This is a genomic window from Clostridium sp. CS1-1 (assembly GCF_056135525.1).
The window spans coordinates 1-22124 of the sequence record NZ_CM148680.1; the positions used below are offsets into that span (position 1 = coordinate 1).

13 protein-coding genes, 2 tRNA genes and 6 rRNA genes are annotated in these 22124 nt (G+C 38.8%); 18 read left to right on the forward strand and 3 right to left on the reverse strand.

Annotated features, from left to right (window positions below; all coding sequences use genetic code 11):
• Positions 1 to 211 precede the first annotated feature (211 nt).
• From AC0N0V_RS00005 to AC0N0V_RS00045, 9 genes are all read left to right on the forward strand, one after another.
• Positions 212 to 1718, forward strand: a 16S ribosomal RNA gene (locus AC0N0V_RS00005).
• A 223-nt stretch (positions 1719 to 1941) separates the two neighbouring features.
• Positions 1942 to 4845 (forward strand): 23S ribosomal RNA (locus tag AC0N0V_RS00010).
• A gap of 55 nt (positions 4846 to 4900) precedes the next feature.
• Positions 4901 to 5017 (forward strand): 5S ribosomal RNA (gene rrf / locus AC0N0V_RS00015).
• A gap of 9 nt (positions 5018 to 5026) precedes the next feature.
• A tRNA-Phe gene (locus tag AC0N0V_RS00020) sits at positions 5027 to 5102 on the forward strand.
• A 137-nt stretch (positions 5103 to 5239) separates the two neighbouring features.
• Positions 5240 to 5986 (forward strand): peptidylprolyl isomerase, encoded by a 747-nt coding sequence (locus AC0N0V_RS00025; protein ID WP_474461451.1) that lies wholly within the window; start codon positions 5240 to 5242, stop codon positions 5984 to 5986.
• A 440-nt stretch (positions 5987 to 6426) separates the two neighbouring features.
• Positions 6427 to 7933, forward strand: a 16S ribosomal RNA gene (locus AC0N0V_RS00030).
• A 223-nt stretch (positions 7934 to 8156) separates the two neighbouring features.
• Positions 8157 to 11060, forward strand: a 23S ribosomal RNA gene (locus tag AC0N0V_RS00035).
• Between the two features lie 36 nt (positions 11061 to 11096).
• Positions 11097 to 11213, forward strand: a 5S ribosomal RNA gene (rrf, locus tag AC0N0V_RS00040).
• The 16S, 23S and 5S rRNA genes sit together here with 2 tRNA genes alongside, the layout of an rRNA operon.
• A gap of 129 nt (positions 11214 to 11342) precedes the next feature.
• A tRNA-Cys gene (locus tag AC0N0V_RS00045) sits at positions 11343 to 11417 on the forward strand.
• Between the two features lie 105 nt (positions 11418 to 11522).
• On the opposite strand, the gene AC0N0V_RS00050 is transcribed toward AC0N0V_RS00045, so the two are convergent.
• The 3 genes from AC0N0V_RS00050 to AC0N0V_RS00060 all read right to left on the reverse strand — a co-directional run bounded on the left by AC0N0V_RS00050 (position 11523) and on the right by AC0N0V_RS00060 (position 14807).
• Positions 11523 to 12446: a S66 peptidase family protein gene (locus AC0N0V_RS00050; protein WP_474461452.1), complete on the reverse strand. Its 924-nt coding sequence runs from the start codon at positions 12444 to 12446 to the stop codon at positions 11523 to 11525.
• Between the two features lie 18 nt (positions 12447 to 12464).
• A complete protein-coding gene (locus tag AC0N0V_RS00055) occupies positions 12465 to 13406 on the reverse strand; it encodes a magnesium transporter CorA family protein (protein ID WP_474461453.1) in 942 nt (313 codons plus the stop codon).
• Positions 13407 to 13640: 234 nt separating this feature from the next.
• Positions 13641 to 14807, reverse strand: a complete 1167-nt coding sequence (locus tag AC0N0V_RS00060; protein WP_474461454.1) for a zinc-binding metallopeptidase family protein — start codon at positions 14805 to 14807, stop codon at positions 13641 to 13643.
• A 184-nt stretch (positions 14808 to 14991) separates the two neighbouring features.
• On the opposite strand from AC0N0V_RS00060, the gene AC0N0V_RS00065 reads away from it, so the two are divergent.
• The 9 genes from AC0N0V_RS00065 to AC0N0V_RS00105 all read left to right on the forward strand — a co-directional run bounded on the left by AC0N0V_RS00065 (position 14992) and on the right by AC0N0V_RS00105 (position 22069).
• A complete protein-coding gene (locus AC0N0V_RS00065) occupies positions 14992 to 16569 on the forward strand; it encodes a cell wall-binding repeat-containing protein (RefSeq protein ID WP_474461455.1) in 1578 nt (525 codons plus the stop codon).
• A 206-nt stretch (positions 16570 to 16775) separates the two neighbouring features.
• Positions 16776 to 16997 carry a sigma factor G inhibitor Gin gene (locus AC0N0V_RS00070; protein ID WP_474461456.1) on the forward strand — a complete coding sequence of 74 codons (222 nt, stop codon included), beginning with the start codon at positions 16776 to 16778 and terminating at the stop codon, positions 16995 to 16997.
• Entirely contained in the window at positions 16976 to 18445 is a 1470-nt protein-coding gene (locus AC0N0V_RS00075; RefSeq protein ID WP_474461457.1) for an aminotransferase class I/II-fold pyridoxal phosphate-dependent enzyme, read from the forward strand. The genes AC0N0V_RS00070 and AC0N0V_RS00075 overlap by 22 nt, the downstream gene beginning before the upstream one ends.
• 112 nt (positions 18446 to 18557) lie before the next feature.
• A complete protein-coding gene (locus tag AC0N0V_RS00080) occupies positions 18558 to 19244 on the forward strand; it encodes a dTMP kinase (RefSeq protein WP_474461458.1) in 687 nt (228 codons plus the stop codon).
• 145 nt (positions 19245 to 19389) lie between these two features.
• Entirely contained in the window at positions 19390 to 19719 is a 330-nt protein-coding gene (locus tag AC0N0V_RS00085; protein WP_474461460.1) for a cyclic-di-AMP receptor, read from the forward strand.
• Between the two features lie 22 nt (positions 19720 to 19741).
• Positions 19742 to 20686: a DNA polymerase III subunit delta' gene (locus AC0N0V_RS00090; protein ID WP_474461461.1), complete on the forward strand. Its 945-nt coding sequence runs from the start codon at positions 19742 to 19744 to the stop codon at positions 20684 to 20686.
• A gap of 1 nt (position 20687) precedes the next feature.
• The gene (locus tag AC0N0V_RS00095; protein WP_474461462.1) at positions 20688 to 21602 is read left to right on the forward strand and encodes a PSP1 domain-containing protein; all 915 of its coding nucleotides are present in this window, start codon (positions 20688 to 20690) and stop codon (positions 21600 to 21602) included.
• Between the two features lie 11 nt (positions 21603 to 21613).
• Positions 21614 to 21817 (forward strand): heavy-metal-associated domain-containing protein, encoded by a 204-nt coding sequence (locus AC0N0V_RS00100; RefSeq protein WP_474461463.1) that lies wholly within the window; start codon positions 21614 to 21616, stop codon positions 21815 to 21817.
• Positions 21818 to 21898: 81 nt separating this feature from the next.
• Positions 21899 to 22069 carry a DUF362 domain-containing protein gene (locus AC0N0V_RS00105; RefSeq protein ID WP_474461464.1) on the forward strand — a complete coding sequence of 57 codons (171 nt, stop codon included), beginning with the start codon at positions 21899 to 21901 and terminating at the stop codon, positions 22067 to 22069.
• The last annotated feature ends 55 nt before the right edge of the window (positions 22070 to 22124 follow it).

The window sequence follows — 22124 nt, forward strand, 5'->3', positions numbered from 1 at the left end:
ACAAAGTATAACAAACAACTTTAAAAAATGATAAAAAAGTTGTTGACAAGATAAAACAAAGATGTTAAACTAAGTAAGCAGTCGAGATGAGACAAATTGATCCTTGAAAATTAAACAGAGTGAAAGATAAGTTAAAACTTATTTTTAAATAAACCAGCAATTCTTTGAGTTACTTTTAAAGTAACAAAACAGTAATGAGCAAGCAAACTTTTAAATTGAGAGTTTGATCCTGGCTCAGGACGAACGCTGGCGGCGTGCCTAACACATGCAAGTCGAGCGATGAAACCCTTCGGGGTGGATTAGCGGCGGACGGGTGAGTAACACGTGGGTAACCTGCCTCAAAGAGGGGGATAGCCTCCCGAAAGGGAGATTAATACCGCATAACATTAGTTTTTCGCATGAAGAACTAATTAAAGGAGTAATCCGCTTTGAGATGGACCCGCGGCGCATTAGCTAGTTGGTGAGGTAAAGGCTCACCAAGGCGACGATGCGTAGCCGACCTGAGAGGGTGATCGGCCACATTGGAACTGAGATACGGTCCAGACTCCTACGGGAGGCAGCAGTGGGGAATATTGCACAATGGGCGAAAGCCTGATGCAGCAACGCCGCGTGAGTGATGAAGGCCTTCGGGTTGTAAAGCTCTGTCTTTGGGGACGATAATGACGGTACCCAAGGAGGAAGCCACGGCTAACTACGTGCCAGCAGCCGCGGTAATACGTAGGTGGCAAGCGTTGTCCGGATTTACTGGGCGTAAAGGATGCGTAGGCGGATATTTAAGTGAGATGTGAAATTCCCGGGCTTAACTTGGGAGCTGCATTTCAAACTGGATATCTAGAGTGTGGGAGAGGAGAATGGAATTCCTAGTGTAGCGGTGAAATGCGTAGAGATTAGGAAGAACACCAGTGGCGAAGGCGATTCTCTGGACCATAACTGACGCTGAGGCATGAAAGCGTGGGTAGCAAACAGGATTAGATACCCTGGTAGTCCACGCCGTAAACGATGAGTACTAGGTGTAGGGGGGTCCAACCCTCTGTGCCGCAGTTAACACAATAAGTACTCCGCCTGGGAAGTACGATCGCAAGATTAAAACTCAAAGGAATTGACGGGGGCCCGCACAAGCAGCGGAGCATGTGGTTTAATTCGAAGCAACGCGAAGAACCTTACCTGGACTTGACATCCCCTGAATTACTCGTAATGGAGGAAGCCCTTCGGGGCAGGGAGACAGGTGGTGCATGGTTGTCGTCAGCTCGTGTCGTGAGATGTTAGGTTAAGTCCTGCAACGAGCGCAACCCTTATCATTAGTTGCTACCATTAAGTTGAGCACTCTAGTGAGACTGCCCGGGTTAACCGGGAGGAAGGTGGGGATGACGTCAAATCATCATGCCCCTTATGTCCAGGGCTACACACGTGCTACAATGGTGAGTACAATTAGATGCAAACCCGCGAGGGGGAGCCAAACTAAAAAACTCATCCCAGTTCGGATTGTAGGCTGAAACTCGCCTACATGAAGCTGGAGTTGCTAGTAATCGCGAATCAGAATGTCGCGGTGAATACGTTCCCGGGCCTTGTACACACCGCCCGTCACACCATGAGAGCTGGCAACACCCGAAGTCCGTGAGGTAACCGTAAGGAGCCAGCGGCCGAAGGTGGGGTCAGTGATTGGGGTGAAGTCGTAACAAGGTAGCCGTAGGAGAACCTGCGGCTGGATCACCTCCTTTCTAAGGAATAATAACTAGAAGCTTAGGTTTTTAGTTACATTGGAATTCTGGTTTACACTCTGTTTAATTTTGAGGGATTAAAACCTCAAATAAAGCTAACACTAAGGTGGTAGCGAAATGTTCTTTGAAAATTGCACAGTGATAAGCGTTGAATAATGAAAATTATTTAACATAAACAAAGTAAAGCTAAAGGTATATATACCTTTGTAGAATTATGATTTAAGGTCAAGCTACAAAGGGCGCATGGTGAATGCCTTGGCACCAGTAGCCGATGAAGGACGCGATAAGCTGCGATAAGCTTCGGGTAGGCGCAAATAGCCTGCGATCCGGAGATTTCCGAATGGGGCAACCCACATAGCTAACGCTATGTACTGTAAACTGAATTCATAGGTTTATAGAGGTAGACCCGGGGAACTGAAACATCTAAGTACCCGGAGGAAGAGAAAGAAAAATCGATTTCCTAAGTAGCGGCGAGCGAAAGGGAAAGAGCCCAAACCAGGAACTTGTTCCTGGGGTTGCGGACAGATCATTAAATACTGTGATTTCTTAATTGAAGAGAGCTGGAAGGCTCCGCCATAGAAGGTAACAGCCCTGTAGGTAAAAAGAATAACAGTCAGATCTGATCCAGAGTACCACGAGACACGTGAAACCTTGTGGGAAGCAGGGAGGACCACCTCCCAAGGCTAAATACTAACTGGTGACCGATAGTGAAGCAGTACCGTGAGGGAAAGGTGAAAAGAACCCCGGAAGGGGAGTGAAATAGAACCTGAAACCGTGTGTCCACAATCAGTCGAAGCAGTTTTACCTGCGACGACGTGCTTTTTGTAGAACGAGCCAGCGAGTTACGATGTGTAGCAAGGTTAAGTATTTAAGATACGTAGCCGAAGGGAAACCGAGTCTGAATAGGGCAAAAAGTTGCATGTCGTAGACCCGAAACCGGGTGACCTATCCATGGACAGGTTGAAGCGGAAGTAAAATTCCGTGGAGGACCGAACCACATTGGTGTTGAAAAACCATGGGATGAGCTGTGGATAGCGGAGAAATTCCAATCGAACTCGGAGATAGCTGGTTCTCCTCGAAATAGCTTTAGGGCTAGCGTTTTGAATGAGTAGTGGAGGTAGAGCACTGAATGGGCTAGGGGCTGACAACAGTTACTGAACCCTATCAAACTCCGAATGCCATATACTTGAATCAAAGCAGTCAGACTACGAATGATAAGATCCGTGGTCAAAAGGGAAACAGCCCAGACCATCAGCTAAGGTCCCAAAGTGTAAGTTAAGTGGAAAAGGATGTGGGATTTCCAAGACAACTAGGATGTTGGCTTAGAAGCAGCCACTCATTTAAAGAGTGCGTAATAGCTCACTAGTCGAGAGATCCTGCGCCGAAGATGTTCGGGGCTAAAACTTACCACCGAAGCTATGGATTGATACGTAAGTATCAGTGGTAGAGGAGCTTCCTGTATGGGTTGAAGTCGTACCGTAAGGAGCGGTGGACTGTACAGGAGTGAGTATGCTGGCATAAGTAGCGAGAAATAAGTGAGAATCTTATTGGTCGAAAACCTAAGGTTTCCTGAGGAAGGCTCGTCCGCTCAGGGTTAGTCGGGACCTAAGCCGAGGCCGAAAGGCGTAGGTGATGGACAATCGGTTGATATTCCGATACCACCAGTTTGCGTTATTACAAATGGGATGACGCAGGAGGATAGGATGTGCGCACTATTGGATGTGCGTCTAAGCACTTAGGCAGACTAGATAGGCAAATCCGTCTAGTTAATGCTGAGGTGTTACGGGGAGCCCTTTTGGGCGAAGTATCTGATTCCACGCTGCCAAGAAAAGTCTCTATGGAGTGAACTGGTGCCCGTACCGCAAACCGACACAGGTAGGTGAGGAGAGAATCCTAAGACCAGCGGAAGAATTGTTGTCAAGGAACTCGGCAAATTGACCCCGTAACTTCGGGAGAAGGGGTGCCACCGCAAGGTGGTCGCAGAGAATAGGCCCAAGCAACTGTTTAGCAAAAACACAGGTCTCTGCTAAAGCGAAAGCTGATGTATAGGGGCTGACGCCTGCCCGGTGCTGGAAGGTTAAGGGGAACACTTAGCGCAAGCGAAGGTGTGAACTTAAGCCCCAGTAAACGGCGGCCGTAACTATAACGGTCCTAAGGTAGCGAAATTCCTTGTCGGGTAAGTTCCGACCCGCACGAATGGCGTAATGACTTGGGCACTGTCTCGACAACAAATCCGGCGAAATTGTATTGCGAGTGAAGATGCTCGCTACCCGCGATTGGACGGAAAGACCCCGTAGAGCTTTACTGTAGCTTAGCATTGAGTCTCGGTATTGTCTGTACAGGATAGGTGGGAGACTGCGAAGCAGAGGCGTCAGCCTTTGTGGAGTCGTCCTTGGGATACCACCCTGACAGTACTGGGATTCTAACCGGCGGCCATGAATCTGGTCACGGGACATTGTTAGGTGGGCAGTTTGACTGGGGCGGTCGCCTCCTAAAAAGTAACGGAGGCGCCCAAAGGTTCCCTCAGAACGGTTGGAAATCGTTCGTAGAGTGCAAAGGCAGAAGGGAGCCTGACTGCGACACAAACAAGTGGAGCAGGGACGAAAGTCGGGCTTAGTGATCCGGTGGTACCTCGTGGGAGGGCCATCGCTCAACGGATAAAAGCTACCTCGGGGATAACAGGCTGATCTCCCCCAAGAGTCCACATCGACGGGGAGGTTTGGCACCTCGATGTCGGCTCGTCGCATCCTGGGGCTGAAGTAGGTCCCAAGGGTTGGGCTGTTCGCCCATTAAAGCGGCACGCGAGCTGGGTTCAGAACGTCGTGAGACAGTTCGGTCCCTATCCGTCGCGGGCGTAGGAAATTTGAGAGGAGCTGTCCTTAGTACGAGAGGACCGGGATGGACTGACCTCTGGTGCACCAGTTGTTCCGCCAGGAGCACAGCTGGGTAGCTATGTCGGGACGGGATAAACGCTGAAAGCATCTAAGCGTGAAGCCCACCTCAAGATAAGATTTCCCATAGCGTAAGCTAGTAAGACCCCTTGAAGAACACAAGGTTGATAGGTCAGAGGTGTAAGCATGGTAACATGTTCAGCTGACTGATACTAATAGGTCGAGGGCTTGACCTAAAACATCACTGTGCAATTTTGAGAGAATGAAATTCTCTTAATAAACTAAATAGAATCTAGTGGTTATGACGTGAAGGCTACACCCGTTCCCATTCCGAACACGATGGTTAAGCTTCACAGTGCCGATGGTACTGCACGGGAGACTGTGTGGAAGAGTAGGTCGCTGCTAGATATATAATTTGGCTAGATAGCTCAGTCGGTAGAGCAGAGGACTGAAAATCCTCGTGTCCCTGGTTCGATTCCTGGTCTGGCCACCAAAACTTCAGATAAATTCTGAAGTTTTTTTATTTATTATAAAATAAATATACAATAATTAAACATATTGTGGAAAAATGGATAAATATATGTCATAATAATTTATGTTAAATAAAATAAAATTTTAAGGAGAAACACTATGGAGAATAAAGTATTAGCAACAGTTAATGGTGTAGAAATAACAGAAAGAGAATTAGAAGCAACAATATCTAGATTTCCTAGAGAAAGACAAGGATATTTAATGACAGAGAAGGGTAGGGCTCAATTACTTGAAGAAATAATATCTTTCGAATTAATTTATAACTATGCTAAAGATTCTGGAATGGAAAATGATGAACAATATATTGAGCAATTAGAAAGAGCTAAGAAGGAAATTTTAACTCAAACAGCTATATCTAAGGTTGTATCTGAGGCTAATGTTAGTGATAAAGAGGTAGAAGATTTCTATAGTGCTAACAGCGAAATGTTTAAGGAACCAGAATTAGTAGATGCGAAGCATATATTAGTTGAAACAAAAGAGAAGGCAGAAGAAATATTAGGGAAAATAGAGAATGGTATGTCTTTTGAGGAGGCTGCTAAGGAGTTTTCTTCTTGTCCATCAAATGCTCAAGGTGGAAGTCTTGGAAGATTTTCTAGAGGACAAATGGTACCTGAGTTTGAAGAAGCTGCATTTAGTCTTAAGATAGGAGAAGTAAGCGAACCAGTTAAAACACAATTTGGATATCATTTAATAAAGGTCGAAGAAAAGATTGAAGGCTCTGTGAAGTCTTTCGATCAAGTAAAAGATACAATTAAAAATAATTTATTACAAGAAAGACAAGCGTTTAAGTATTCTCAATTAAACAATGATCTTAGAAAAAAATATAATGTAGAGATAAATAAATAATATAATAATTGTAAATTTTAGGGCTCTGATATTTTAAAAGCAGAGTCCTAAAATTTATAGTAATATAATTGGTGGCTTGTATAAACTCATCCTAGAGTGTCATTACATTAAATATTGAGCATTTTATAGGTATATTGAGTAATGTTAAATTAAGCTTTAAATTTAATACTACTAATGTTTTGTTTAATATATATATATGATAAAATAATATATGTTGTTGAGAGATGCGACAAAGTATAACAAACAACTTTAAAAAATGATAAAAAAGTTATTGACAAGGTAAAACAAAGATGTTAAACTAAGTAAGCAGTCGAGATGAGACAAATTGATCCTTGAAAATTAAACAGAGTGAAAGATAAGTTAAAACTTATTTTTAAATAAACCAGCAATTCTTTGAGTTACTTTTAAAGTAACAAAACAGTAATGAGCAAGCAAACTTTTAAATTGAGAGTTTGATCCTGGCTCAGGACGAACGCTGGCGGCGTGCCTAACACATGCAAGTCGAGCGATGAAACCCTTCGGGGTGGATTAGCGGCGGACGGGTGAGTAACACGTGGGTAACCTGCCTCAAAGAGGGGGATAGCCTCCCGAAAGGGAGATTAATACCGCATAACATTAGTTTTTCGCATGAAGGACTAATTAAAGGAGTAATCCGCTTTGAGATGGACCCGCGGCGCATTAGCTAGTTGGTGAGGTAAAGGCTCACCAAGGCGACGATGCGTAGCCGACCTGAGAGGGTGATCGGCCACATTGGAACTGAGATACGGTCCAGACTCCTACGGGAGGCAGCAGTGGGGAATATTGCACAATGGGCGAAAGCCTGATGCAGCAACGCCGCGTGAGTGATGAAGGCCTTCGGGTTGTAAAGCTCTGTCTTTGGGGACGATAATGACGGTACCCAAGGAGGAAGCCACGGCTAACTACGTGCCAGCAGCCGCGGTAATACGTAGGTGGCAAGCGTTGTCCGGATTTACTGGGCGTAAAGGATGCGTAGGCGGATATTTAAGTGAGATGTGAAATTCCCGGGCTTAACTTGGGAGCTGCATTTCAAACTGGATATCTAGAGTGTGGGAGAGGAGAATGGAATTCCTAGTGTAGCGGTGAAATGCGTAGAGATTAGGAAGAACACCAGTGGCGAAGGCGATTCTCTGGACCATAACTGACGCTGAGGCATGAAAGCGTGGGTAGCAAACAGGATTAGATACCCTGGTAGTCCACGCCGTAAACGATGAGTACTAGGTGTAGGGGGGTCCAACCCTCTGTGCCGCAGTTAACACAATAAGTACTCCGCCTGGGAAGTACGATCGCAAGATTAAAACTCAAAGGAATTGACGGGGGCCCGCACAAGCAGCGGAGCATGTGGTTTAATTCGAAGCAACGCGAAGAACCTTACCTGGACTTGACATCCCCTGAATTACTCGTAATGGAGGAAGCCCTTCGGGGCAGGGAGACAGGTGGTGCATGGTTGTCGTCAGCTCGTGTCGTGAGATGTTAGGTTAAGTCCTGCAACGAGCGCAACCCTTATCATTAGTTGCTACCATTAAGTTGAGCACTCTAGTGAGACTGCCCGGGTTAACCGGGAGGAAGGTGGGGATGACGTCAAATCATCATGCCCCTTATGTCCAGGGCTACACACGTGCTACAATGGTGAGTACAATTAGATGCAAACCCGCGAGGGGGAGCCAAACTAAAAAACTCATCCCAGTTCGGATTGTAGGCTGAAACTCGCCTACATGAAGCTGGAGTTGCTAGTAATCGCGAATCAGAATGTCGCGGTGAATACGTTCCCGGGCCTTGTACACACCGCCCGTCACACCATGAGAGCTGGCAACACCCGAAGTCCGTGAGGTAACCGTAAGGAGCCAGCGGCCGAAGGTGGGGTCAGTGATTGGGGTGAAGTCGTAACAAGGTAGCCGTAGGAGAACCTGCGGCTGGATCACCTCCTTTCTAAGGAATAATAACTAGAAGCTTAGGTTTTTAGTTACATTGGAATTCTGGTTTACACTCTGTTTAATTTTGAGGGATTAAAACCTCAAATAAAGCTAACACTAAGGTGGTAGCGAAATGTTCTTTGAAAATTGCACAGTGATAAGCGTTGAATAATGAAAATTATTTAACATAAACAAAGTAAAGCTAAAGGTATATATACCTTTGTAGAATTATGATTTAAGGTCAAGCTACAAAGGGCGCATGGTGAATGCCTTGGCACCAGTAGCCGATGAAGGACGCGATAAGCTGCGATAAGCTTCGGGTAGGCGCAAATAGCCTGCGATCCGGAGATTTCCGAATGGGGCAACCCACATAGCTAACGCTATGTACTGTAAACTGAATTCATAGGTTTATAGAGGTAGACCCGGGGAACTGAAACATCTAAGTACCCGGAGGAAGAGAAAGAAAAATCGATTTCCTAAGTAGCGGCGAGCGAAAGGGAAAGAGCCCAAACCAGGAACTTGTTCCTGGGGTTGCGGACAGATCATTAAATACTGTGATTTCTTAATTGAAGAGAGCTGGAAGGCTCCGCCATAGAAGGTAACAGCCCTGTAGGTAAAAAGAATAACAGTCAGATCTGATCCAGAGTACCACGAGACACGTGAAACCTTGTGGGAAGCAGGGAGGACCACCTCCCAAGGCTAAATACTAACTGGTGACCGATAGTGAAGCAGTACCGTGAGGGAAAGGTGAAAAGAACCCCGGAAGGGGAGTGAAATAGAACCTGAAACCGTGTGTCCACAATCAGTCGAAGCAGTTTTACCTGCGACGACGTGCTTTTTGTAGAACGAGCCAGCGAGTTACGATGTGTAGCAAGGTTAAGTATTTAAGATACGTAGCCGAAGGGAAACCGAGTCTGAATAGGGCAAAAAGTTGCATGTCGTAGACCCGAAACCGGGTGACCTATCCATGGACAGGTTGAAGCGGAAGTAAAATTCCGTGGAGGACCGAACCACATTGGTGTTGAAAAACCATGGGATGAGCTGTGGATAGCGGAGAAATTCCAATCGAACTCGGAGATAGCTGGTTCTCCTCGAAATAGCTTTAGGGCTAGCGTTTTGAATGAGTAGTGGAGGTAGAGCACTGAATGGGCTAGGGGCTGACAACAGTTACTGAACCCTATCAAACTCCGAATGCCATATACTTGAATCAAAGCAGTCAGACTACGAATGATAAGATCCGTGGTCAAAAGGGAAACAGCCCAGACCATCAGCTAAGGTCCCAAAGTGTAAGTTAAGTGGAAAAGGATGTGGGATTTCCAAGACAACTAGGATGTTGGCTTAGAAGCAGCCACTCATTTAAAGAGTGCGTAATAGCTCACTAGTCGAGAGATCCTGCGCCGAAGATGTTCGGGGCTAAAACTTACCACCGAAGCTATGGATTGATACGTAAGTATCAGTGGTAGAGGAGCTTCCTGTATGGGTTGAAGTCGTACCGTAAGGAGCGGTGGACTGTACAGGAGTGAGTATGCTGGCATAAGTAGCGAGAAATAAGTGAGAATCTTATTGGTCGAAAACCTAAGGTTTCCTGAGGAAGGCTCGTCCGCTCAGGGTTAGTCGGGACCTAAGCCGAGGCCGAAAGGCGTAGGTGATGGACAATCGGTTGATATTCCGATACCACCAGTTTGCGTTATTACAAATGGGATGACGCAGGAGGATAGGATGTGCGCACTATTGGATGTGCGTCTAAGCACTTAGGCAGACTAGATAGGCAAATCCGTCTAGTTAATGCTGAGGTGTTACGGGGAGCCCTTTTGGGCGAAGTATCTGATTCCACGCTGCCAAGAAAAGTCTCTATGGAGTGAACTGGTGCCCGTACCGCAAACCGACACAGGTAGGTGAGGAGAGAATCCTAAGACCAGCGGAAGAATTGTTGTCAAGGAACTCGGCAAATTGACCCCGTAACTTCGGGAGAAGGGGTGCCACCGCAAGGTGGTCGCAGAGAATAGGCCCAAGCAACTGTTTAGCAAAAACACAGGTCTCTGCTAAAGCGAAAGCTGATGTATAGGGGCTGACGCCTGCCCGGTGCTGGAAGGTTAAGGGGAACACTTAGCGCAAGCGAAGGTGTGAACTTAAGCCCCAGTAAACGGCGGCCGTAACTATAACGGTCCTAAGGTAGCGAAATTCCTTGTCGGGTAAGTTCCGACCCGCACGAATGGCGTAATGACTTGGGCACTGTCTCGACAACAAATCCGGCGAAATTGTATTGCGAGTGAAGATGCTCGCTACCCGCGATTGGACGGAAAGACCCCGTAGAGCTTTACTGTAGCTTAGCATTGAGTCTCGGTATTGTCTGTACAGGATAGGTGGGAGACTGCGAAGCAGAGGCGTCAGCCTTTGTGGAGTCGTCCTTGGGATACCACCCTGACAGTACTGGGATTCTAACCGGCGGCCATGAATCTGGTCACGGGACATTGTTAGGTGGGCAGTTTGACTGGGGCGGTCGCCTCCTAAAAAGTAACGGAGGCGCCCAAAGGTTCCCTCAGAACGGTTGGAAATCGTTCGTAGAGTGCAAAGGCAGAAGGGAGCCTGACTGCGACACAAACAAGTGGAGCAGGGACGAAAGTCGGGCTTAGTGATCCGGTGGTACCTCGTGGGAGGGCCATCGCTCAACGGATAAAAGCTACCTCGGGGATAACAGGCTGATCTCCCCCAAGAGTCCACATCGACGGGGAGGTTTGGCACCTCGATGTCGGCTCGTCGCATCCTGGGGCTGAAGTAGGTCCCAAGGGTTGGGCTGTTCGCCCATTAAAGCGGCACGCGAGCTGGGTTCAGAACGTCGTGAGACAGTTCGGTCCCTATCCGTCGCGGGCGTAGGAAATTTGAGAGGAGCTGTCCTTAGTACGAGAGGACCGGGATGGACTGACCTCTGGTGCACCAGTTGTTCCGCCAGGAGCACAGCTGGGTAGCTATGTCGGGACGGGATAAACGCTGAAAGCATCTAAGCGTGAAGCCCACCTCAAGATAAGATTTCCCATAGCGTAAGCTAGTAAGACCCCTTGAAGAACACAAGGTTGATAGGTCAGAGGTGTAAGCATGGCAACATGTTCAGCTGACTGATACTAATAGGTCGAGGGCTTGACCTAATATATCACTGTGCAATTTTGAGAGAACATCTCAAATCTAGTGGTTATGACGTGAAGGCTACACCCGTTCCCATTCCGAACACGATGGTTAAGCTTCACAGTGCCGATGGTACTGCACGGGAGACTGTGTGGAAGAGTAGGTCGCTGCTAGATAATAGTAAAAAAGTGCTAAATCAAATTTAGTACTTTTTTATTATTATAATTTATCAATACTTATAGAGTATATTGACATTCTTAAATCAAAAAGATATAATATAAAGGTATTGAGAATTTAATACTTATGGCGCCATAGCCAAGTGGTAAGGCAGAGGTCTGCAAAACCTTTATCCCCCAGTTCAAATCTGGGTGGCGCCTCCAATGAAAAACACCTCATATTTATGAGGTGTTTTTTGCTTATAAATAAGCTGTATTTGTAGACATACTATAAACTTTAATATTTGAATTCACTTCAAATATTAAATACTAGTATACTACAGGTTCAATTACATCAATTATTCCGGTTGTAATGTTTACATTGATATTTGCTCCTATGGGGAGAGTTAGCTTTGGATATGAGTGACCAGATTGAAAATTAAGCAATGTTGGTTTGTTTACTGATAAAACTCTATCTTCAAGTACTTGCTCTAATGTTAGACTTCTTTCGTAATGGACAAGTTCACAATCTGTGAACTGACCAAGTATAATACCAGCACATTGTTGAAGCTTGTTGGATAGAAGTAGTTGAGTGAACATCCTATCAATTTTATAAGGTTCTTCGCCAATCTCTTCTATAAATAAAATTTTATCCTTTGTGTCTAATTCAAAACCGGTACCTAAAGTACTACAAATTAAAGATAGGTTTCCTCCTACTAATTTACCTGTTATCGAATTGCCGTTAGCATTAAAGCCTTTAGTAGGTATATTATCAGGATTTTTTATAATAAACGGTTTAAAACCAAACATAATTGTATCTAAAAAGTTTTTAAGTGTATATTCGTCAGTAAAATTCGAATTACACATAGGTGAATGAAAAGTTATTAAATTACATTTTGCATATATACTATTTAGAAGTGTAGTTATATCACTAAAGCCAGCAAATATTTTAGGATTTTGTTTTATAATGTTAAAATCTATAATAGGAAGAATTCTCATAGTTCCATATCCGCCTCTTACACATAGAATCATATCTACATCATTATCTAAAAACATATCAGTAAAATCTTCAGCCCTATTTTTATCGTTACCAGCCAGATAGCCTAGCTGGTCATATATATGTTTTCCTTCTTTAACATTAAACCCATATGATTTAATAAGCCCTATACTATTTTTTATCTTATCTGGAGCTTCAGGACCAGCAGGAGATATTAAACCTATTGTATCTCCTTTTTTCAACCTGTTAGCTATCACTTTACCACATCCTTATATTTAGAATAGTCCTTTTCTACGCAAGATGATTATTGAAATTAGACATATTACACCCGCTATGCCGTATACGTACCAAAATGCAAATGGGCTATTACTGAAAGGTATTGCATTTACATTCATACCAAATGAACCAAAAATTATATTTGGTATAGACATAACTATTGTCAAAGAAGCAAGCAACTTCATGACTATGTTCAGGTTATTGGATATTACAGAAGCAAAAGCATCCATAGTTCCACTTAAAATGTTGCTATATATATTAGCCATTTCTATTGCTTGTTTATTTTCTATGATTACATCTTCTAGTATGTCTTGGTCTTCTGGATACTTTTGAAGCAATTCAAGTTTTAACATTTTTTCCAAAGTAATTTCATTTGATTTCAAAGATGTAGAAAAATAAACTAAGGATTTTTCTAACGATAAAAGTTGTATAAGTTCTTTATTTTTCATAGACTTATGAAGTTTTTGTTCAATCATAACACTTTTTTTATCTATTTGTCTTAGATAGAGTAGGTAGTAGCTCGCTATTCTATAAAGTATTTGTAAAATAAATCTAGAGCGCTTAAAGGTATAAAATGATTTTACTTTTCGATCTATAAAGTCAGTTAGAATTTTACTGTTTTTTAAACAGACTGTGATTATAGTTGATTCTGTATGAATAATTGCTAGGGGGTAAGAATCATAAGTTAAAGTATTCTCCTCCATTTCTGTAAATGGAATATCAACTATTACTAATAAATTATTATCTTCCATGTCAATACGAGAAGTTTCCTCTTCATCTAAAGCAGCTCTCAAAAACTCCAAAGAAACTCCTGCTTTTTTCGATATTATAAGTAGATCTTGATCTGAAGGGGCTACTATATTAATCCAACAACCTGGTTCAATGGTGTCCATTGATTGAAGTGTACCTAATTCATCTATAGTTTTGTAAATTGAAATCATTTGTGCCTCCCTGTGTACAATTAAGTTTAATCATTGGTTATATTTAATCATAACTATATTATATATTATGAAAATTATTTATGTATATACTTATAGTTATTTATTATACATAAAGTTAAACATTTGGCTGAGGGAATTGATGGTAAATGATTCAACATTATTAAAATAATAAATAATGAAATACAAAAAGAGAGAAAAATTATATACAAATTTAATCTCTCTTTATCATTATCTTTATTTATCATCACTTATATTATTAAAAAATTCAGTTTTAACTTTATTTAGTAGAGTTTCATTTTCAATTAGATCAAATGCTGTTAAAGCAAGAGCTTGTGAAACTTTTAGAATTCTATCTTGAGCAAAAGAGGATAAGGTAGCTTCTGCAAATTCAGGGGATGAATATTGTAGTTTATTATCTTCAGCAATAGATATATAAGGATGTATACAGGGAACTACTTGACTTACTGTACCAAGGCTTAAGCTAGAGTTTGTATTCTTAGGTGGATCAATTTCTATAATACCGCATTCTTTTAGATTATGACAAAATATTCTTGATAGCACGCTATTAGGAAGCAGTTCATTGTAGGGTAGTTCATATAAGCATATATCTGAATGAACATTCATTAAGTCACTTGTAGTCCTAACTAATTGACGTACCTTTTTTTCCATTTCGCAAGCAGTTTTCATTTTAGGAGACCTAATATATAATTTTGACTCTGTTTCTGATGGTAGCAAATGAGGTGAATCTCCGCCATTTGCGATTATACCATCTATAGATGAATTTTCTTCAAATCCTTTTGAAAGTATATTCAACGTATTAAAAGTAAAGAGGCATGCATCTAATGCAGAATGACCTTTATGATTTCTATAGGCAAATCCCTGGCTACTTTTGTAAGATATTTTAAGTGGCACTATGGCCATAGAAGTCCCACTTTCAGCAGTGATTATATCCGGATGAGCCATAAGAACTACATCTATATCATTAAAAGTTCCTTGTTGAGTCATAGTGACCTTAGAACTACCAGTGAACTCGCCAGGGCAACCTATAACTATGACACTTCCATTTATTTTAGGCACAACTTTAGATAATGATATGGCTGCACCAAGCGACATAGCGGATATGAGGTTATGGCCAACAATATGGCCCAGACCTTTTACAGCATCATACTCGCAGATAAAGCATACTTTAGGATGACCTGTACCATATTGTGCATAAAAGGCTGTAGGTAAATCTAAATAATGTTCTATAACTTCAAAGTTATTTTTTTTTAACATATTCACAATATAGTCATATGCTTTATATTCATGAAAACTTTCTTCAGGATTCTCATATAAATATTTTGATATGTTAAATATATCTTCCTTTATCATGTTTAAGTGAGTTGTTATTTCCTGTTTCATATGTATACCTCCAATGGGCTTATTGTAGGAAAATAGCCCTGAATTACGTTTTAAACACTTGTAAAAATTTGCAAAAAACATTATAGTAAGTATATACCTATAATTTTGTATGTTACAAATGATTATATGATAGGGAGTGGTTATTATAAAATATAAGTTTATTTCAAAAAATAGTTTTAAAATTTTGCTCTTACTTCTATTTATTATTAGCAGCACTTCAATAGTTTATGCAGAGGGAAAATACCAAAGATATGGTGGACAAGATAGATACGATACGTCAATTAAAATATCACAAAATTTTAACGGTAAATCTGGATATGCAATATTGGTGTCAGGACAAAATTTTCCGGATGCACTTTGTGCATCACCACTTTCAAAAAAGTATGATGCGCCTATAATCCTAACTTCTGAGGATAAATTAGATAGCAGAGTTGTTCAGCAGCTTAAAGATCTATCTGTTTCAAAAGTTTTTATAATAGGACAAGCTATTTCTAAGGATGTGGAAGGTAGTTTAAGTAATATGGGAATAAGTTCAGAAAGAATAGGCGGAAGTGACAGATATGAAACTGCAATGTTGCTTGCAAATTATATTGGAATAAAGGATAGGGTGTTTGTAGTTTCAGGAGAAGGTTATCCAGATGCTCTATCAGTTGCACCAATTGCAGCAACTATGGATATTCCTATAATACTTGTAACTAAGGATTCAATACCTGATATAGTAAAAAACTCTTTAAAAGAGAAGAATGTAGAGTATACATACATAATAGGTTCAGAGGGTGTTATAAGTGAGAATGTAAAATCACAGTTTAAAAATGCTGAGCGAATATCTGGTAAGGATAGATATAGTACAAATATGGAGGTAATTAGTAGATTTGTAGATACTTTAGATATGAGTAATGTATATTTAGCTTCAGCTCTTAATTTTCCAGATTCGCTATCAGGAGCTGCATTAGCCCAAAAAAATAGAGCGCCATTGATTCTTGTTAGTGATAGTATGGGAAGAGAGAATAGTGATTCTGTAACAAAAATAGTGTCTTCAGCAAAAAATTCTTATGTTTTAGGATCTGAGGGGGCAGTTTCTTTATTAACACTTTATCTAGTTGGGCTTGAGAATAAGCCACCAGAGCCACCTAAGCCTGTTGGACCACAACCTCCACCATGGACTAATAGTTTTGGAGTAATGAATGAGCCAGAAACTACTAGAGTATATATAAGACAAAATGCCAGCTCTTCTTCACAAATAGTTGGATCAACTTATGGAAGCTTAGCAGAAGTTAAAGTTTTAGATAGGAAGGACAACTATTATTATGTGGAAATCGTAGATTATGATAGTTCAACCTATGTTAGGGGATATGTTCCTGTATCTGAGGTTAAAACAGTTACACCCACTGGACCATATAATATACTTGTAGATAAAAATAAACAGAGAGTATATGTGTTTAATGGCGATACACTTCTAAAGGAAATCATATGCTCTACAGGACAAGATGAAACACCAACACTATCTGGTAGGTTCTTAATTGGTGATAAGGGAAAGTTTTTTGATACATCAGGTGGTGTCAGGGCTTATTTTTGGACAAGGATTAACAATAATTACCTGTTCCATAGTGTTCTTTATGATTTATATGGAAACGTGATAAAATCTGAATATGACAAACTTGGCTCTAAGGCATCACATGGATGTATAAGACTACCTTATGATGATGCTAAATGGATTCAAGATACTATTCCATCTGGAACGTTAGTAACAATTAATGATTAAGATGTACTATGTATGTGTGCGAAAGGCGAAAGCAAAATTGAAAATACATACTTTCCATTAAAACTTAGATATTGCCTTAGTATAAAATTTTATACTAAGGCAAATTTATTTATGTGGACAAAATAAATTTAGAGGGGTATCTGAATATTATATATTATGAGAGGCAATAATTTAAGATATTAAAAATTTGCAAGGGGGATATTCGGATGAAAAAACAAAGTTGTATTATATGTGGGAAGCCTCTAAATAATGGTATAATGATATATGGAAGAGGAATTTGTAGGTGTTGCGAGAAAAGATTGGTTAATCTTGATTCAAAAGACATAGAAACGGATTTCTATAATTACTATAGAGAATGTATGAAAAAAACTATAGCTTATGCTGTTATAAGGGGAGAGGAAATAAATTGTCGGAATTACCACTTTTAGAAGGTATTTTAAAATACGTTAGAGAAAAAAATATATCCTTTTGTATGCCAGGCCATAAGGGCGGAAGAGGTTTTTATAATACTCCAATAGGGAAGGAGTTTATTGATAATATTTTAAAATGTGATATAACAGAAGTTGAAGGTGTAGATAATCTTCATAATGCTGAAGGTATAATAAAAGAAGCAAGTGAACTTTTAAGTTCTTTTTATGGTAGCAAAAAATCTTATTTTTTAGTAAATGGAAGTACTTCTGGAAATTTAGCAATGATATTTAGTAGCTTCAATGAAGGAGATAAGATACTAGTTGAGAGAAACTGCCACAGATCTATTTTTAATGCTATAATAATGAGGAAGCTTAGACCGATATATATTAAAAATACCATAAGTAGTAGATTAAATGCTCCTTTATCTATAGATTTGGAGCATTTTTCACAGGTTTTAAGTAATAATAAAGATGCAAAAGGTGTAGTAGTTACATATCCTAATTATTATGGAATATGTGGAAATCTTAAATATATAATAGAACAAGGGAAAAAGCACGGAATGAAGATAATCGTAGACTCTGCACATGGTTGTCATTTTGGGGTGCATGAAGAACTTCCAGATAGCGCTGTAAGACTCGGAGCTGACATGGTAGTTACAAGTACTCATAAAACGCTTCCTAGTTTAACTCAAACTGCATATTTACATATAAATAATGGACAAGATATAAAAAATGTGGAGTTTTATATCAGTTCATTCTCAAGCACTAGCCCATCATATTTGTTTTTATGTGCAATGGATTATGCTAGATTTTACCTTGATAAGTATGGTAGACAAGAGTATGGTAAATTATTAGCTATATCAAACTATTATAGAAAAAAGATAAATCAAATAGGTGGCATGCATATAGTTGGAAGAGAAGACATAGAAGTTTTGAATAACGATATAGCTGGATATGGTATTTCAGTACTTAAAGATGTTAAGGAAATTAGTTGCTTAGATACTAGTAGATACATAATTAATTTAGAAAAGGGATATAGTGGACATCTTTTGTTAAATTATCTAAGAAAATTTAGGATTCAAGCAGAAATGAGTGATGACTCAAATGTAGTACTAATTTTCTCACCATTTAATGAAGAGTGTGAGTTTAAAAAGTTGTATGAAGTTCTAAAAAGATGTAATTTAAGCGAATTAAAGCAAAATAGTGTAAGTGTAGTTAACTACGATATCCCTATTATGGAGCTTTTACCTTATGAGGTTATGTTAAAGGAAAAGGAATATGTTAATCTAAAAAATAGTATAGGACGAATAAGTGCTACGAGTATTGTACCATACCCACCAGGAGTTCCTATTTTAACTATGGGAGAAGTAGTTGATAAGGAATGTTTAGATGCTATAAATTATTATAAGAATAATGGGGTAAGTGTTTTAGGAATAATAGATAATCAAATAGAGGTAGTAAAATAGGATAAAAAATATATCAAAAATAAATATAGGATTTTTAAGATATTTTATGTATAAAATATTAATATATGATAACAAATTTTAAATTAGTATATATTTTATGGAGGCTAATAAAATGGATTTATTAAAAGGTAAGGTCATAGTTATAGAGGGATGTGATGGAAGTGGTAAGGCCACTCAAACGGATAAATTATATGATAGACTTATTAGAGAGGGGTATAAAGTAAAAAAGGTAGAATACCCTAACTACGATAGTAATTCATCAGCTTTAGTAAAGATGTATTTAGGTGGAGAATTTGGGAACTCTCCAGAAGATGTAAATCCTTATGTAGCTTCTACATTTTACGCAGTAGATAGATTCGCATCATATAAAATTAATTGGAAAAAGTTCTATGATGAGGGTGGAATAGTAATAGCAGATAGATATACTACTGCTAATATGATACATCAAGCTTCAAAAATACAAGATTTAAATGAAAAAAATAATTTTTTAGAATGGCTTTGGGAGTTTGAATTTAAGACTTTCGAGTTACCTGTACCAGATTGTGTACTATTTTTGGATATGCCACCTGAATATAGTAAAAGGCTTATGAATGAAAGAAATAATAAAATAACTGGAGATATGGAAAAAGATATTCATGAAAAGGATTATGATTATTTAGTTCATTCCTATAATAATTCCTGTGAAATATCTGAAAAATACCACTGGTACAAGATAGAATGTATAGAAGAAGCAAGAATAAGAACTGTGGAAGAAATTCACGATGATATATACAAAACAGTAATAGGAAAATTGTTATAGATAATAATCATTAGCATTTATGATTGAATTAATTATTACATAAAAGTTATAAAGTAATAATAAATACTTCATAAAATATGATAAAATTAAATTAAGCATAAATTCAGAATTTAAGGTAATTAGTAAGTTTAGGGAGATGAATTAAATGAAACTAATTATAGCTATTGTCCAAGATAATGACTCTGGAGATTTATTAGATGTTTTAACAGAATCAGGTTTTAGAGTTACAAAGCTTGCTACAACTGGTGGATTTTTAAAATCAGGAAATACAACATTGATGATTGGAGTTGAAGAGGAAAGTGTAGATATAGTTTTATCCAGAATAGAAGAAGTATGTAAGACAAGAGATCAAATTATAACTACTCCTTCTTCAGTAGCAGGATCAACAGGTGCTTATGTACCATATCCGGTTGAAGTAGAAGTTGGAGGGGCAACTGTATTTGTTGTAGATGTGGATAAGTTTATTAAAATTTAGCTTTAGCTGGAGGGATTTTTAATTGAGTTTTGATAGCATAATAGGGCATGAAAGAATAAAAAAACAAATAATAAGTTCTATAGATGCCAACAGATTCTCTCATGCCCATATTATAGCGGGAGAAGATGGTATTGGAAAATCACTTATTGCCAAAGAAACTGCCATAAAGCTTTTAGGCAAAAATAGAGAAAAACAATATGTAGATATAGTAGAATTTAGATTAATAAAGGATAAAAAGTCTATAGGTATAGATGAAATTAAAAATATAATACAAGAGACAAATAAGAAGCCATACGAAGGAGATAGAAAAGTAATAATATTATATAATGCAGACAAAATGACTGAACAAGCACAAAATGCTTTTTTAAAGACAATAGAAGAACCACCAAAGGGAATTTTTATAATATTATTGTGTGAAAAAGTTGAAAATATATTAGATACTATTAAATCAAGGTGCCAAGTATATAAACTTAATAGATTAAGTGAAGGAGATATGATACTATTTTTAAAGAATAACTTTGAAGAGCTATCAGAAGACTATATAAAGGCTATTAGCGCCTTTAGTGATGGAATTCCAGGAAGAGCGGAGAGATTTATAAAGGATGATTCTTTAACCGAGATTAGGGATACAGTATTAAGTATACTAAAGAAGACTTATGAGCAAAATTCAGACGACATTTTAACATACTCTGAATTTCTTTTAAAGTACAAAGGTGAATGGCAAGAGGTTTTGACTTGTTTTCTTTCATACATTAGGGATGCTTTAATTTACAAAGAAACAGGAAGTAAGGAATCAATAGTAAATGTTGATAAAATAAATGAAATAAAAGACATAGCGGAAATGTTTTCATTTAACAAGCTAAATGGTATTATTAATATTATTAAGGACACTAGAAATAAACTAGAGAGAAATGTCAATCCATCACTAGTTTTTGATTCTATGTTGGTTAAAATTCAGGAGGTATAACATGGTAACAGTTGTAGGTGTGCGTTTCAAAAAAGCTGGTAAGATATATTATTTCTCACCAGGTGAACTAGAAGTTAAAAAAGATAACAATGTAATTGTTGAAACAGCAAGAGGAATAGAATTTGGGGAATGTGTAATAGCACCTAAGCAGATAGATGAAAGTGAAATAGTATCGCCTCTTAAAGGTGTTATAAGGATAGCTACAGAAGAAGATATAACAAAACATACAGAAAATAAGGAAAAAGAGAAAGAGGCCTTTAGTGTTTGTTTAGATAAGATTGAGCAACATGCTTTAAAAATGAAACTAATAGATGTAGAATATACGTTTGATAATAATAAGGTTATTTTTTATTTTACTGCAGATGGAAGAGTAGACTTTAGAGAACTTGTAAAGGATCTAGCATCTATTTTTAGAACAAGAATTGAGTTAAGACAAATAGGTGTAAGGGATGAAGCTAAAATGATTGGTGGACTCGGACCATGTGGTAGAACTCTTTGTTGTTCAACATTCCTAGGTGATTTTGCACCAGTGTCTATAAAGATGGCAAAAGAGCAAAATCTATCACTAAACCCTACTAAGATTTCTGGAATATGTGGAAGACTCATGTGTTGTTTAAATTATGAGCAAGAAACCTACGAACAAATTAGAAAGGGTTTACCAAAGGTAGATTCAATCGTGGATACTCCTTATGGAAGAGGTGTAGTAATTTCTAACTCTGTAGTAAAAGAAAATGCAAAGGTTAGAATTAAAAGTCATGATGGAGAAGAGGTAATTAAAGAGGTATCTATACATGAATTAGAGCTAGTTTCTGGAGGATTCGAAGGAAGCATTAATGAGGATGAAATTAAAATTGATGTAGAAGCAGAAGATTCAGTGGATGCACATATTATAAAAGAACTATTTAAGGAAGACTAAGGAGGGGACTTATGAAATCTACATTCAAAATTTGCAATATGCATACTTCACAAGATGTTAATAAGATAAGAAATGCAATTTCAAATAATGAAGGGGTTGTAGCTTGCCAGATAAATAAAGAAAAAGGAGAAGTAAGTATTATATATGATGATTACTTCGTAACAAGTGATAATTTAATTCAATCTTTAGAAGATTTAGGGTATGCGGTAATTTAAAATTAGCTTTAAAATTTGTCATAAACGTGGTAAAATATAAATCAGATGCTTGTCATCTAAATTTTTAAGGAGGTGTTACATATGGCATATAAAATCGAAGATTCTTGCGTAAGTTGTGGAGCATGTGCTTCAGAATGCCCAGTTAACGCTATAAGCCAAGGAGATACTATATTTGTTGTAGATGCAGATGCTTGCATTGATTGCGGAAACTGTGCTAACGTTTGTCCAGTAGGAGCACCAGTTCAAGAATAATTAAAAGTAAAGAGGCTGCCTTTAGGCAGTCTTTTTATTTTCTATAAATAATACT

What these genes read in the sequence shown, in the direction of transcription:
- AC0N0V_RS00025 (WP_474461451.1), top strand. Translation starts at nt 5,240, where the DNA reads ATGGAGAATAAAGTATTAGCAACAGTTAATGGTGTAGAAATAACAGAA.
- AC0N0V_RS00055 (WP_474461453.1), bottom strand. Translation starts at nt 13,406, where the DNA reads ATGATTTCAATTTACAAAACTATAGATGAATTAGGTACACTTCAATCA.
- AC0N0V_RS00060 (WP_474461454.1), bottom strand. Translation starts at nt 14,807, where the DNA reads ATGAAACAGGAAATAACAACTCACTTAAACATGATAAAGGAAGATATA.
- AC0N0V_RS00070 (WP_474461456.1), top strand. Translation starts at nt 16,776, where the DNA reads ATGAAAAAACAAAGTTGTATTATATGTGGGAAGCCTCTAAATAATGGT.
- AC0N0V_RS00080 (WP_474461458.1), top strand. Translation starts at nt 18,558, where the DNA reads ATGGATTTATTAAAAGGTAAGGTCATAGTTATAGAGGGATGTGATGGA.
- AC0N0V_RS00085 (WP_474461460.1), top strand. Translation starts at nt 19,390, where the DNA reads ATGAAACTAATTATAGCTATTGTCCAAGATAATGACTCTGGAGATTTA.
- AC0N0V_RS00095 (WP_474461462.1), top strand. Translation starts at nt 20,688, where the DNA reads ATGGTAACAGTTGTAGGTGTGCGTTTCAAAAAAGCTGGTAAGATATAT.
- AC0N0V_RS00100 (WP_474461463.1), top strand. Translation starts at nt 21,614, where the DNA reads ATGAAATCTACATTCAAAATTTGCAATATGCATACTTCACAAGATGTT.
- AC0N0V_RS00105 (WP_474461464.1), top strand. Translation starts at nt 21,899, where the DNA reads ATGGCATATAAAATCGAAGATTCTTGCGTAAGTTGTGGAGCATGTGCT.